This window comes from uncultured Piscinibacter sp. (genome assembly GCF_937952055.1).
Taxonomy (GTDB): Bacteria; Pseudomonadota; Gammaproteobacteria; order Burkholderiales; family Burkholderiaceae_C; genus Piscinibacter.
The window spans coordinates 1-12,614 of sequence record NZ_CALFYO010000026.1 but is presented as its reverse complement, the minus strand read 5'-3'; the positions used below and the strand labels follow the sequence as shown (position 1 = coordinate 12,614).

Sequence of the window (12,614 nt, the reverse complement as noted above, 5' to 3'; positions counted from 1 at the left end):
CGATGATCTTCAGCATGTTGATCTGGTTGCCGCCGGCCTTGAACTGGAAGCCCAGGTCCGCGTGGCAGACCTTGCAGCGGAAGCGCACGCGATGGAACCAGTGCGGGAACACCACCGGCCGCATGCCGGCGGCGTCGGAGTAGTTGTTGATGACGACGTCGCCGTATTCGGCCTGGGCCTCGCGCGGCGCGAGGCTCCACAGCAGCAGCATCGCGGCCAGCGCCAGCAGCAGGCTCCGCCAGGGTGAGCGCAGAGTGGGTATGGGGTTCACGGGTGGCTCCGGGTTCGGGGGCGAATGGGAGAGTGCGGACTCAGTAGCGGCGCTGCAGGCGCACGAACAGCGACGCGACGCTGCGGCCCTCGACGCGCGCGACCCGCGCGGCCAGGCGCGCCTCGAGGCGACCGACGGAATAGTCGAGCCGGTTCTCCAGCGACTCGCTGACGCGCTCCAGCGGTGCATCGATGTCGCCGGCGGCGCGGCTCTCCAGCTGCTGGCTGTTCACCGTCAGCAGCACCGTGTAGCGCAGCCGTGGCACATCGAAGACACGATGGTTCTCGTAGCTGAGCGTGCCGCTGTAGAAACGCTGCCAGCCGATGCTGGCTTCGCGCAGCTCGCCGCTGAAGGCATCCAGCTGCGTGCTGTCGCTGCGCGTGCTCTGCCAGGTCAGGCTGCCGGTCCAGCTGGAGTGGCGCGTCAGCTGCGTGCGCCGGCTGACCTGGGCATTGACCAGCTGGAAGCGGCCGGTCTCCTGCGCCCAGGTGCGCGAATCGCTCGCCGACAGGCCGACGTAACTCTGGCTGGCGCCGTCGCCGGTGCCCTGCCAGAAGAGGCTGGCCGAGTGTGCCAGCGCGCGCGCCGGCTCCGGCGTGGCGGAGTCGCGAAGCACCCCCAGGCTTTGCGTCAGGTTGGCGGAGACGCTGTCGGCCTGGCCGAGAATGAAAGTGCGCGACACGCCATGCGCCGCCTGCGCGCCGAGCGAGTGGCGCAGCCCGTCCTCGCTGCTGCGACTCGCGCCGACGCTGGCGCCCAGCGTCGGCGTGTAGCGCCACTCGCCGAAGGCGAGTCCCTCGGGCGAATAGGTCACCGTACCGCTGGCGGTGCCGATCGAACTGCGCTTGCCGATGTCGGGATCGACCACCGTGCCCGACACCGCGCCCGACAGGCGCCACTCCCGCGTCAGCTCCTGGCTGGCGCCGAGCGAGGCATTCATCGCGCGCACCCTCTGCTCGCCCGTGCCGGAGTCGCTGCCGGCGTCGACGAAGCGCGCGCTGCCGGTCAGGTACAGCGGCGAGGTCGGCGAGTACAGCCACTCGCCCTCGCGCGGCCGCCACGTAGCGAAGCTGGAGATCTGGCGCACGTCGGTGCGGTTCTCGAAACGCTCCGAGGTGGCACCGCTGCGCAGTCGCACGTCGTTCCACGTCGCCAGGGTGTCGACGTGCAGCGCGTTCGCCGGGTGGAAGGTGTGGCGCGCGCTGAGCAGCGCGATGCGGCTCGCGTCGGCACTGTCGCTGCGCGTGTTGCGGCTCGCCTGCCCGGTCAACTCGAAGGAATGCTCGGCGCGCTGGTGCAGCGCCGAGGCGCTGACGGTGGTGACCGCGTCCTCGGTGTCGTCGGCCGCGGTCAGCCGGCTGTACTCGAGGTTTGCATTGACGATGTCGTTGCCCACTTCCGGGCGCCAGGACTGGCTGGCGCTGAAGCGGTGCGAGCGATAGTCGCTGAGCAGCGTGTCGCCGCGCACGCGGCTGTCGTTCACCTCGGCGCGCATCTCGAAAGGAAAGCGGCTGACCGGGAACACTGCCATCGAGAAGCGGCCGGTCAGGGCGGTGCCGCGGTTGCGGTCGCTCTCGCCGTCGCCGGTGCGCGAGACGTCGCGCGAAGCCAGCACGCCGAAGCCAGCACGCAGCTGCACGAACCAGGGCTGCCAGACGTGGGTGGCGAACTCGATGTCGTTGAAGACGAGCCCCTGCCGCGTGCGCGTACCCTCTTCCAGCCGCAACCAGCGGCCGTCGAGCGACACGGTGCCGGCGTAGCGCAGCGGGGCGAGTTCCCAGCGGATGCCGTTGCCCGCGGGCACCGCCAGCGCGGGCTCGGTGTGCCCCGTGGCGCCGGTGGGCGGATCGGGCTCGGGGGCGCCGGGCAGGAAGGCGGCCGCGCCGGCGCCGCCGGCGCGCAGCAGCAGTGCCGCGCAGGCGAGACGGGCGCGCGCGCGTCGTCCCGTCCTCATGGGCCTCCTGCACGCACGCCAGCAATCAGCCGGCGCGCGCCTTCTCCGGGGTCGCGGGCAGCGGCGCATAGTGGCTTTCGTCGATGCGGACCGGCGTGGCGCGTCGCAGGTCGGCGATCAGCTTCTTCCAGCGCGCCTCGGCCTCCTCGCGTTGCCACAGGTCGGCGGCACGCTCCTTGACCTGCTCGAAGCCGCGCTGTTGCGCGGCGCGTCGGTCGTCGAGGCGGAGGATGGCGATGCCCTCGAGCAGCTGCACCGGCTCGGAGATGTCGCGCGGCTTGAGTGCGTCGACCACGCCGTGCACCGCCTCGGGCAGCATGCCGCGGTGCGTGTAATCCATCTGCCCGCCCTCCGCCGCCGAACGGTCGCCCGAGTGCAGCCGCGCCAGTTCGGCGAAGTCGGCGCCGGCCTTGAGCTTCTGGTAGATCCCCTGCGCTTCCTGCTTGGCACCGTTCCACACCGCCTGCGGCGAGCTCGGATCGACCTTGAGCAGGATGACGCTGAGCCTGACCTGCTCGGGCTCGACGAACAGGTCCTTGTGCTTGTCGTAGTAGGCCCGTGCGACCGCCTCGCTCGGCTCGGGCACGCTCTTCACGATCTTGCCCAGCCGATCGAGCAGGCTGTCGCCCTCGAGCTGCGGCACCACGGCGGCGAGCATCTTGTCGCGGTTGGCCTTCCAGTTGGCGCTGTTGGCGTACTGTTGGTCGTAGCCTGCCACGGTGCGATCGATCAGCGCACGGTCGGGCTGGATGCCGCGGCGCTTTGCCTCGGCCAGCAGCAGCACGCGGTTGACCACGTCGTCGCCGACCTCGCGCTGGAACTTCGCGTACTCGTCCTCGGGTGGCTTGGCGTGGTAGTACTTCTTGCGCATCGCGACCGCCAGCGCGCGCTGGAAGTCGGCTGCGCTGATCACGGTGTCGCCCACCGTCGCGAAGGTCTCGGCCGCCAGGGCTGCCGGGACGAACGTCGCCGCGCCCAGCGCGAGCGCGAGGACGGCGAGGGCACGTGTTGGCGAAGGCATGGACGTGATCCTCAAAAACTGTTGCGGTTGAAACGAAAACGGGGCCAGGCATCGCGGGATGCCCGGCCCCGTGGAACTGCTGCGCGTCAGCGCGTCACTTCACGTGGCAGGCGGTGCACACGGCGCTGGAAGCATTCGAGATGCGCAGGAAGGTCTCGCCGGCGACTCGTCCGGTGCCGGTCGGGCCAGCCTGGCCGGTCGACACGTGCGGATCGTGGCAGCTGGCGCACTCGACCAGCGGGCCGGTGGCAACCGTCTCGCCGGGCCGCACGTACAGCGGCAGGTCGGTGCGCTGCTTGCCGGCGCCGCCGGTCTCGACCCAGAAGACCTGGTTGCTGTTGATGGTCTGCGTCAGCGGCGCGGTGAAGTCGCCGTCGACGCAGGTGCCGGTGACCGTCGTGCCGGTGCCGGTCAGGCCGCCGCCGCAGTACTGGATGCCGATCGGGTGGTCGTTGGACAGGTCGGTGCCGAGCAGCGCCGCGCCGCTGGACAGGGCGCCGGCCGCATTCACCGTGGTGCCGGTCCAGGTGTAGGCCCGGCCGTCATTGCCGCCGCCGTCGGCGAGCACGCCACCGGAGCCCGGCGCGTTGATGATGTTGTCCATCGCCTGCGTGCCGTCGTGGCACGAGAGGCAGGCCATCGAGATCGAGCCCACCGCGGCCACCGAGCCGTCCAGCGACGGCGTCTGCAGCGACGCATAGGTGGTGTAGGTGCCGCCGCCAGCCGGCGTGCCGGGCGTGCCCAGCCGCTTGTTCCACAACGGCGCCGGCGCGTTCACATCGGCCCCGTGTGGCGTGTGGCAGAACACGCAGATCTCCGCCGTGTCCGAGGTCTGGTTGCGGCCCGCAGGCCCGGTGCCGGACCCGAGGTTGTGCTTGGTGTCGGCAATGCCCGCCGACGCGTTACCGCTGAAGACGAGGAACAGTGCCGCGATTGCTGCTGCGGACGCCGCTCCCCACCTCCCTCGGCTGGATAGCCATGCCATCTTCATTTCGCCCCTCTCGAAGGTTGGTTGAACAGTCGTCAGGCCCGGCACTCCCCAATGCCCCGCATGACGGAACTGTTTCTGCAGTTTCTGTGCCATTGGCCGCACTCGACGCCAAGCCCGTGGCGGCGGGCTTCCGGGGCGCAATCCGTCCCGATTTCCGGAAGGGGATTTCCCGTGATCGGGAACCCGGCCCTGCGGCGCGCCGTGGCGGCGCGCGCGGGCAGCGCTACTTCGCCGCCGCGACGGGTCTGGCCAGGAAGCCGCTGCGCTCGGCCAGGCGATGCGGCCGGTAGACGTCGATCTTGCGGAACCACTGGTCGACCACCAGCACCCGCCCGTCCTCGTCGACCGCGATGCCCGAGGGCAGCATGTACTTGGCCGGGCCGTCGCGCTCGGAGCGATCGCCGACGAAGAGCAGCAGTTCGCCGTCGGCGTTGAAGATCTGGAAGTTGCCGAACGCGGTGTCGACCACGTAGACGTTGCCTTCGCGGTCGATGGCGACTTCCTTGGGCCGTGCGAACTGCCCGTACTGCTTGCCCACGCTGCCGAAGCTGTGCAGGTAGCGGCCCTCGCGGTCGAACACGACAACGCGGAAGTTGCCGCCATCGACCACGTACAGCCGCCCGTCCTTGCCGATGGCAAGGTCGCGCGGCAGGTTGAACTCGCCGGGGCCGCTGCCACGCTTGCCGATGTCCTGCAGATGGGCGCCGGTCGTCGCGTCGAACACGCGCACCTGGTGCTGCTCGGAGCTGACGCCGCCGAGGTCCACGGCATACACGCGCGCGCCGGCCGGGTCGACGGTGACGCTGGACAGCCGGGAGAACCACTTGTCGCCGCCGATCTTGCGCAGGAAGCGACCGTCCGCACCATAGACCATCACCGCCTTCGCGCCGATGTCGGCCACGTACAGGTTGCCGGCCGCATCGACGTCCAGGCCGATCGGCTTGATGAGCTGGCCCTGGCCTTCCTCGTCGCCGATCTTGGACTGCTTGCCGGCGGGCACGTCGAACACGCGCACGTAGCGGGCCACGGTGTCGGAGACGAAGATGCGCCCGCGGAACACCGCCACCGCGTACGGCTTGGACAGCGCTTCGCCGCTGGTCTGCTCGCCGGTGACGAGCCGGCGCAACTCGCTGCCCGCCTCCTCCGGAAGGATGTCGGCGCTCGAGCGGATGGTGCGCTCGAAGACGAAGCGCGGTTCGTCGGGCGGCGCGGGAAAGACGATCTCGCGCGGCGTGGCGTCCTTCGACGCCGACGGCGCCTGCGCGCAGGACTGCAGCAAGGCGAGCGCGGCGACGGCGAGCAGCGCGGTGGGCGCGAGGCGCCTCATGGATGGCCCTTCGTGGCGATGGAAGGAAGCGCCGCTTACTTCGCAGCGCCGACCATGTAGTCGACGGCGGCCTTGATGTCGTCGTCGCTCAGGTTCGCGGCGCCGGCCTTCGGCGGCATCGCGCCCTTGCCCTTGGTCACCGAGGCGATCAGCGCATCGCGACCGGTGGCGATGCGCGGCGCCCAGGCGGCCTTGTCGCCGAACTTGGGCGCATTGGCCACGCCGCTGGCGTGGCAGGCCACGCAGGTCTTGTCGTAGACCGCCTTGCCGTCGGCCGCCAGCGCGTTGCCGCCGAGGCTCGCGATGCCGAAAGCGAGAAAGCCCAGTCCCGTTCTTGCGAAATTCATCGTCGTCATCTCCGTGGTGATCGGTAGCTCGACCTCCCGAGTGCAAACCCCGTGCCAGTGGCAAGGAAGTTGCAACGATGCCGCCACGCAAAGTCGACCGGAGCGCCACGATGATCCCGCCTCATGCCACCTTCCCACGCTGGGCGATGCGCTGGCTGCGGCTGCTTGCCGCAGTCGCCGCAATGCTGTTGCCGCCACTGGCGCAGAGCGCATCGCCGCCGCCCAAGGATGCGTCGCGCGGTGCCGTGCTGTATCACAACTACTGCTCCGTCTGCCATGGCGACAAGGGCGACGGACGCAGCCGCGCCACCGGCGCGCTGTCCACGGTGCCGCGCGACTTCACCAGCGCAGCCAGCCGCCAGGAGCTGTCGCGCGAGCGCATCGTGCTGGCCATCACCCACGGCCGGCCGGGCACCGCCATGGTCGGTTGGAAGACGCAGTTGTCGGAGGCCGACATCGCCGTGCTCGCCGACCACGTTCTCGCCACGTTCGTGAACCGCGAGGCCGGCGCTGCCGCGCCCACGGCCACGCCAGGCATCTCCGGCACGCGGGCCCATGGCGGGCGTGAAGCCGACATCGCTTCCACCCCCGTGCAGGTCGACATGACGACCGGCCTCCCCAACGGTCTGAAGGGAGACTCGAAGCGCGGGGGTGCCTTTTATCTGGCCAACTGCGCCACCTGCCACGGCGCGCGAGGCGACGGCGCCGGCCCGCGCGCCTACTTCATCCGACCGAAGCCGCGCAACTTCCTCGAAGCCGAGTCGCGCGCCCGCCTGAACCGCGTCGCGCTGTACGCCGCGGTGAGCGAAGGCCGTCTCGGCACCGAGATGCCGGCCTGGAAGCAGGTGGCCACCCCGCAGCAGATGGCCGACGTGGCGGAGTACGTGTTCCGCAGCTTCATCGTGCCCGCGCCGGCACCGCAGGCGGCGGCGGCCGGCAAGTGATGCGGCGATACGCGGCGACGCTGCTCGCCGCGGCGGTCCTGCTGTTGAGCGGCTGCGGCACGCGCGACGAAGCCGAGCGGCACGAGCTCGGCCGCAAGGTCTACAACTTCCGCTGCTACTTCTGCCACGGCTACTCGGGCGACGCGAAGACGCTCGCCGCGACCTACCTGAGCCCGCCCCCGCGCGACTTCACGCAAGGGCCGCCGCTGGACGCCGCGTCGATCCTGAAGACGCTGCGCGAAGGCCGCGCGGGCACGGCGATGAAGTCATTCGTCGGCATCGTCGACGACGAGGAGATGCAGGCCGTGGCCGCCTTCGTCGAGCAGGAGTTCGTGCGCCGCAAGGCGCGCAACACCGCCTACCACACGGCGGAGAACGGCTGGCCCGACCACCAGCGCTTCGCGGCGGCCTTCCCCTTCGTCACCGGCGCGCTCAAGCTCGACGCGCCGGCCGAGTCGCTGGACGACGCACAGCGCGCCGCGCGCAGGCTGTTCCTCGAGGCCTGCGTGTCCTGCCACGACCGCGCGCACGTCGAGGACGAAGGTCCGGCCTGGAGTTCGCGCCCGCTGTCCTACCCGCGCATGGGCTTCGTGCCCGGGGACTACGGTGCACCGCCGCCCGACGCGGTGTCGAGCGCGAGCGTCTACGCCAAGCATGACGTGGTGCCACGGATCGAAGGCCTCACACCGCTGCAGAAGCGCGGCGAGGCGCTGTTCCAGGCCAACTGCGCGTTCTGCCACGGCGCCGACGGCACGGGCAAGAACTGGATCGGCCAGTTCATGGAGCCCAAGGCACGCGATCTCACGATGTACTCGCCGCAGACCCTGCCCGCCGCCCGGCTGCGCCAGACCATCCGCGAAGGCCTGCCGGGCACCTCGATGCCGGCCTGGCGCGACGTGTTCACCGCGGACGAGGTCGACGCCGTGGCCGCTTACGTGATGCGCGCCTTCTTCCGCCGCGACGGCGGCTGAGCCCGGGCGCTACTTGCTGTGGCAGGTGCGGCACACCGCGCTGCCGGTGTTGGGGATGCGCAGGAAGGTCGGATTGAAGACGCTGCCGGGCCCCGCCGAGGGAACGCCGTGCGGATCGTGGCAGGAGGCGCACTCCACCTCGTAGCCCTCGCTGCTGTTGTAGAGGCGGATCTCATCGCCGTCGGCGCGGTTGTTGGCGTTGCTGTCGAAGAAGGCCACCCGGGCGGCGCGCCGGGGCGGCTCGTTGAAGTCGGTGCCCGGGCCGGCCACCGTCGGGAAGCGGACGCCCACCGGATGGTCGTTGCGCAGGTCGGTGCCGAGCGCGAACGCGGTGAAGTCGTAGGCCGTGGGGAAGGCCGCGCCCGCGCCATTCGGGTTGTGGCAGACCAGGCAGCCCTGGTCGGGCGCACGCAGGCCGACATGCGTGACCGCCGCGTTGGGCCACTCGTTGAGCAGCGCCGGCGCGTCGGAAGTGATGCGCGCGGTGTTGTAGCGCCCCGAGCCGGGCATGTTGACGATGGCGTCGACCGCGGTGGTGCCGTCGTGGCAGCTCAGGCAGGTCAGTGAACTCGCGCCGGGCTGCGTCACCAGCTGCGTCAACGAGGTGGTGTTGAGCAGGTCGTAGGTCTGGTAGGTGGTCACCTTCGTCGTGCGGTTCCACAGCGGCGCCGCGATGGTCGTGTGGGCCCCGTGCGGCGTGTGGCAGTAGACGCAGACCTCGCCGTAGTCGTTGCGCTGGGTGTCCATCAGCGCGGCGTTGATCGGTCCGCCGGGGCCGACTTCGGTGGGCCGCTGCGTCAGGTTGTGGCGCGTGTTCGCCACGCTGCCACGGTTGCTGAACTTCGACGCCGCTCCGGGCGCCGGGTCGGGCCCGGCCCAGGCCGCGCCATGCGCGAGCACGCCAAACAGCAGCGCCGGCAGCACATGGCGGATGTCGAGGCGCATCATGGACGCGCAGCGCTGCAAGCTGTGTACCGGCGGCACCTCCCCGGTAGCTGCGCTGCGTTTTCCCGAAATCGAGCCGCCCGTTCCCGGCCTTGGGAACGCCACGTCCTCGTCTGCAGCCGGCTCAAGCGGGCTCCGGCAGCTTGCGGATCACCTCGACCTTGTGAAAGAACTGGTCGACCACGTAGAGGCGGCCCGTTTCGTCGCAGGCCACGCCGGCGGGTAGCGAGAAGCGCGCCGGACCGTCGCTCTCGCCGCGCGAACCGAGCGCGATCAGCAGCTGGCCGTCGGGCTGGAACACCTGCACGTTGGCGAAGCTCGCGTCGCTGATGTAGAGGAGACCGTCGCGGTCGATGGCCAAGCCGCGCGGCCGGCCGAACTGGCCGAGCCCGTTGCCCGCCGAGCCGAAGGCGCGCACGAAGCGCCCGTCCGGGTCGAAAGCCTGCACGCGGAAGTTGCCCGCGTCGAGCACCCACAGCTGCCCGTCGGGCGCCACCGCGGCATCGACCGGCAGGTTGAACTCGCCCGGCGCCGCACCGCGCCGGCCAATGGTGCGCAGCAGCCGTCCCTGCGCGTCGTAGCTGAACACGCGATGCGCGTCGCTCTCCACTCCGCCGGTGTCGACGACGTGCACCGCCGAGCCGTCGGCGCTCACCGCGACGCCGGTCGGCCGCGTCCAGGCATTGCCGCCGTCGATGGCACGCTGGAACAGGCCGATCGCGTCGTAGACGATCAGCCGGCGCGCGCTGGAATCGACCACGTGCACGAATCCGGCGGCGTCGACGGCGATGCCGGCGGGCTTGCGCAGTTCGCCCTCGAGGCGCAATCCGAACGCGAAGCTGCGGCGGCGCGCGAGGTCGAACACGAACACGCGGCGGCCCTCGGTGTCGCCGACGTAGACGCGGCCGCCCATGGCGGCCACGGCGGATGGCTTGCCGAAGCCCGGCATCGCGCTCGCTCCGGTGAGCCGCTCGCGCAGCCGTGCCGAGGTCAGCTCGTCGGCCACGCTGCCGGCATCTCGCAACGTGGCTTCGTGGCGATAGCGCGCGATCTCCGGCGGCGGCGGCCACACCGGCGGGCTGGGCGCGGCCCTGCGCGGCGGCACGGCGCAGCCGGCCAGCAGCGCGGCCAGGGGCAGCACGAGATCGCGTCGGCGGACAGGCATCGGGCGACACGCAGCAGAGCGCGTGCCAGCCACGGGCATGGCGATTGCTGCTGAGCCCGCCCATGCTGCCCGAACTCGGCCACTTCGCGCTCGTCCTCGCTTTGTTCATCGCGCTCGCGCTCGGCACCCTGCCCATCATCGGCGCGGCGCGCGGCGACGCGGCGGCGATGTCGCTCGCGCGGCCGGCGGCGCAGGCGCTGTTCCTGTTCGTCGCCATCGCCTTCGGCAGCCTGATGGCGTCGTTCGTCGCCAACGACTTCTCGGTGCTCAACGTCGCCTCGCACTCGAACACCGAACTGCCGCTGCCCTACCGCATCGCCGCCACCTGGGGCAGCCACGAGGGCTCGATGCTGCTGTGGGTGTTCATGCTCTCGCTGTGGATGCTGGCGGTGAGCCTGTTCTCGAAGCGCCTGCCGGCGGACATGGTGGCGCGCGTGCTCGGCGTGATGGGCTTCGTCAGCGTCGGCTTCCTGCTCTTCATCCTGCTGACCTCGAACCCCTTCCAGCGCCTCGTGCCGCCGGCGCTGGACGGCCGCGACCTCAACCCGCTGCTGCAGGACCCCGGCATGGTGATCCACCCGCCACTGCTCTACATGGGCTACGTCGGCTTCGCGGTGGCGTTCGCCTTCGCGGTGTCGGCGCTGCTGTCGGGCCGCTTCGATGCCGCCTGGGCGCGCTGGTCGCGGCCCTGGACCACCGCCGCCTGGGTGTTCCTCACGCTGGGCATCGCCATCGGCAGCTGGTGGGCCTACTACGAGCTGGGCTGGGGCGGCTGGTGGTTCTGGGACCCGGTGGAGAACGCCTCCTTCATGCCCTGGCTGGTGGGCACGGCGCTGATCCACTCGCTGGCGGTGGCGGAGAAGCGCGGCGCCTTCAAGGCCTGGACGGTGCTGCTGGCCATCGCCGCCTTCAGCCTCAGCCTGCTGGGCACCTTCCTCGTCCGCTCGGGCGTGCTGACCTCGGTGCACGCCTTCGCCACCGACCCGACGCGCGGCATCTTCATCCTCGCCTTCCTGCTCGTGGTGGTGGGCGGGTCGCTGGCGCTGTTCGGCTGGCGCGCGGCGAGCGTGGGCTTCGGCGGGCGATTCGACCGGGTGTCGCGCGAGTCCCTGCTGCTGGCCAACAACCTGCTGCTGCTCACCGCCGCCGCGTCGGTGATGCTGGGCACGCTCTACCCCCTGGTGCTGGACGCGCTGGGCCTGGGCAAGATCTCGGTGGGCGCGCCCTACTTCGAGACGGTGTTCGTGCCCCTGATGGCGCCCGTGGTGCTGCTGATGGGCGTGGGGCCGCTGGCACGCTGGAAGGCGAGCGCGGCGGCCGAGCTGGCGCGCAAGCTGAGGTGGCCGGCTGCGCTCAGCGTGGTCGCCGCACTGGCGCTGCCGGTGCTGGCCGGTCGCTGGAGTCCGGGCGTCGCGCTGGGCATGCTGCTCGCCGCCTGGGTGTTCGCCAGCACCGCGGCGGTGCTTGCGCAGCGCCTGCGCGGCGAGCCGGGCGCAGGCCTGCGCTCGCGATTCGCCCAGCTCGCGCGCTCGTCGCCCAGCTTCTTCGGCATGGTGCTCGGCCACCTCGGCGTCGGCGTGTTCATCGTCGGCGTGACCCTCGTGAAGGGCTACGAGATCGAACGCGACGTGAAGATGGGCCTGGGTGACACCATCGAGGTGGCCGGCTACCAGTTCACCTTCCAGGGCACGCAGGAATTCAGCGGGCCCAACTACGTGGGCATGCGCGGCACGCTGGAAGTCCGTCGCGGTGAAGACGCCCCCTTCACCATGACCCCCGAGAAGCGGCTCTACAAGGTCCAGCAGATGCCGATGACCGAGGCAGCGATCGACGTCGGCCTGACGCGCGACCTCTACGTCTCGCTCGGCGAGCCGATCGACGAGAACACCTGGACGGTGCGTGTGTATCACAAGCCCTTCGTCGACTGGATCTGGTTCGGCGCCCTGCTGATGGCTGCAGGCGGCCTGCTGGCCGCGGCCGACCGGCGCTACCGCGTCGCGCTGCGTCGCGACGAGATGCCGGTCGCGTCGCGCCGCGCCGTGGGCGCGGCTGTCACGGCGCTGTGCCTGCTGCTGGTCGCCGCGCCGCTGTTTGCCGCACCGGCGCAGCCGGTCGCCGCCGACCCGGCGCTGGAGGCTCGCGTGAACCGCCTGTCGGCCGAGTTGCGCTGCCTGGTGTGCCAGAACCAGTCGCTCGCCGACTCGCACGCCCCACTGGCGCTGGACCTGAAGAACCAGGTGCGCGAGCAGTTGCAGGCCGGCCGCAGCGATGACCAGGTGATCGAGTACATGACGCAGCGCTATGGCGACTTCGTGCTGTACCGGCCGCCCATGAAGACGACCACGGCGCTGCTGTGGGGTGGCCCCTTGCTGCTGCTGATCGTGGGCGCGGGGCTGCTGTGGCGTGCCTTGGCGCGCAGCGAGCGCGAGGCCCTGGCGAGTCCGCTGCCGCCTCTGGACGCGGTGCGCTGGGACGAACTGCCGGCGTTGGCGGATCGAGCCGCTGGCGCCGACCTCGCGAACACCGCCGAACCGCGCTGAATCCCTCCCGAGGCGCAGTTCGCGCCGACCGCCCGGCGCGTCCTGCGCGACGCGCCAGTCCCATCGCGCAGGCCCGAGGCGCCCATGAAGAAGGGGCCCCGCGGGGCCCCTTGTCGGGAGGTGGCCTGGGAGGCGTCA

The 12,614-nt window shown here is 71.0% G+C and carries 9 protein-coding genes and 2 pseudogenes; 3 read left to right on the top strand and 8 right to left on the bottom strand.

Features of this window, described 5'->3' with window-relative positions; translation table 11 throughout:
- From Q0599_RS21300 to Q0599_RS21275, 6 genes and pseudogenes are all read right to left on the bottom strand, one after another.
- Window positions 1-271: pseudogene (locus Q0599_RS21300) on the bottom strand (hypothetical protein); the annotation flags it as partial.
- 40 nt (window positions 272-311) lie between these two features.
- Window positions 312-2,225: a hypothetical protein gene (locus Q0599_RS21295; RefSeq protein WP_298834150.1), complete on the bottom strand. Its 1,914-nt coding sequence runs from the start codon at window positions 2,223-2,225 to the stop codon at window positions 312-314.
- 25 nt (window positions 2,226-2,250) lie between these two features.
- Window positions 2,251-3,246: a peptidyl-prolyl cis-trans isomerase gene (locus Q0599_RS21290; RefSeq protein ID WP_298834147.1), complete on the bottom strand. Its 996-nt coding sequence runs from the start codon at window positions 3,244-3,246 to the stop codon at window positions 2,251-2,253.
- Between the two features lie 94 nt (window positions 3,247-3,340).
- Window positions 3,341-4,237: a hypothetical protein gene (locus Q0599_RS21285; RefSeq protein WP_298834144.1), complete on the bottom strand. Its 897-nt coding sequence runs from the start codon at window positions 4,235-4,237 to the stop codon at window positions 3,341-3,343.
- A gap of 223 nt (window positions 4,238-4,460) precedes the next feature.
- Complete coding sequence (locus Q0599_RS21280; protein ID WP_298834142.1) at window positions 4,461-5,564, bottom strand: 6-bladed beta-propeller; 1,104 nt, start codon at window positions 5,562-5,564, stop codon at window positions 4,461-4,463.
- 35 nt (window positions 5,565-5,599) lie between these two features.
- Window positions 5,600-5,833, bottom strand: a pseudogene (locus Q0599_RS21275) (cytochrome c5 family protein); the annotation flags it as partial.
- A 188-nt stretch (window positions 5,834-6,021) separates the two neighbouring features.
- On the opposite strand from Q0599_RS21275, the gene Q0599_RS21270 reads away from it, so the two are divergent.
- Together Q0599_RS21270 and Q0599_RS21265 are read left to right on the top strand one after the other, a co-directional pair.
- Window positions 6,022-6,855 carry a cytochrome c gene (locus Q0599_RS21270; RefSeq protein ID WP_298834139.1) on the top strand — a complete coding sequence of 278 codons (834 nt, stop codon included), beginning with the start codon at window positions 6,022-6,024 and terminating at the stop codon, window positions 6,853-6,855.
- A complete protein-coding gene (locus Q0599_RS21265; RefSeq protein ID WP_298834137.1) occupies window positions 6,855-7,826 on the top strand; it encodes a cytochrome c in 972 nt (323 codons plus the stop codon). Before Q0599_RS21270 ends, Q0599_RS21265 begins: the two co-directional genes overlap by 1 nt.
- Window positions 7,827-7,835: 9 nt before the next feature.
- Here the strand turns inward: Q0599_RS21265 and Q0599_RS21260 are convergent, their stop codons facing one another.
- Both Q0599_RS21260 and Q0599_RS21255 read right to left on the bottom strand, forming a co-directional pair.
- Window positions 7,836-8,774, bottom strand: coding sequence for a cytochrome c3 family protein (locus tag Q0599_RS21260; protein WP_298834134.1), 939 nt, complete (start codon window positions 8,772-8,774; stop codon window positions 7,836-7,838).
- A 121-nt stretch (window positions 8,775-8,895) separates the two neighbouring features.
- Window positions 8,896-9,936 carry a 6-bladed beta-propeller gene (locus Q0599_RS21255; RefSeq protein ID WP_298834132.1) on the bottom strand — a complete coding sequence of 347 codons (1,041 nt, stop codon included), beginning with the start codon at window positions 9,934-9,936 and terminating at the stop codon, window positions 8,896-8,898.
- 62 nt (window positions 9,937-9,998) lie between these two features.
- On the opposite strand from Q0599_RS21255, the gene Q0599_RS21250 reads away from it, so the two are divergent.
- Window positions 9,999-12,476, top strand: coding sequence for a heme lyase CcmF/NrfE family subunit (locus Q0599_RS21250; RefSeq protein ID WP_298834130.1), 2,478 nt, complete (start codon window positions 9,999-10,001; stop codon window positions 12,474-12,476).
- The last annotated feature ends 138 nt before the right edge of the window (window positions 12,477-12,614 follow it).

Excerpts from the sequence above, each read along its gene's own strand:
- Q0599_RS21260 (WP_298834134.1), bottom strand. The coding sequence starts at position 8,774 with ATGATGCGCCTCGACATCCGCCATGTGCTGCCGGCGCTGCTGTTTGGC.
- Q0599_RS21250 (WP_298834130.1), top strand. The coding sequence starts at position 9,999 with ATGCTGCCCGAACTCGGCCACTTCGCGCTCGTCCTCGCTTTGTTCATC.
- Q0599_RS21290 (WP_298834147.1), bottom strand. The coding sequence starts at position 3,246 with ATGCCTTCGCCAACACGTGCCCTCGCCGTCCTCGCGCTCGCGCTGGGC.
- Q0599_RS21285 (WP_298834144.1), bottom strand. The coding sequence starts at position 4,237 with ATGAAGATGGCATGGCTATCCAGCCGAGGGAGGTGGGGAGCGGCGTCC.
- Q0599_RS21255 (WP_298834132.1), bottom strand. The coding sequence starts at position 9,936 with ATGCCTGTCCGCCGACGCGATCTCGTGCTGCCCCTGGCCGCGCTGCTG.
- Q0599_RS21280 (WP_298834142.1), bottom strand. The coding sequence starts at position 5,564 with ATGAGGCGCCTCGCGCCCACCGCGCTGCTCGCCGTCGCCGCGCTCGCC.
- Q0599_RS21295 (WP_298834150.1), bottom strand. The coding sequence starts at position 2,225 with ATGAGGACGGGACGACGCGCGCGCGCCCGTCTCGCCTGCGCGGCACTG.
- Q0599_RS21265 (WP_298834137.1), top strand. The coding sequence starts at position 6,855 with ATGCGGCGATACGCGGCGACGCTGCTCGCCGCGGCGGTCCTGCTGTTG.
- Q0599_RS21270 (WP_298834139.1), top strand. The coding sequence starts at position 6,022 with ATGATCCCGCCTCATGCCACCTTCCCACGCTGGGCGATGCGCTGGCTG.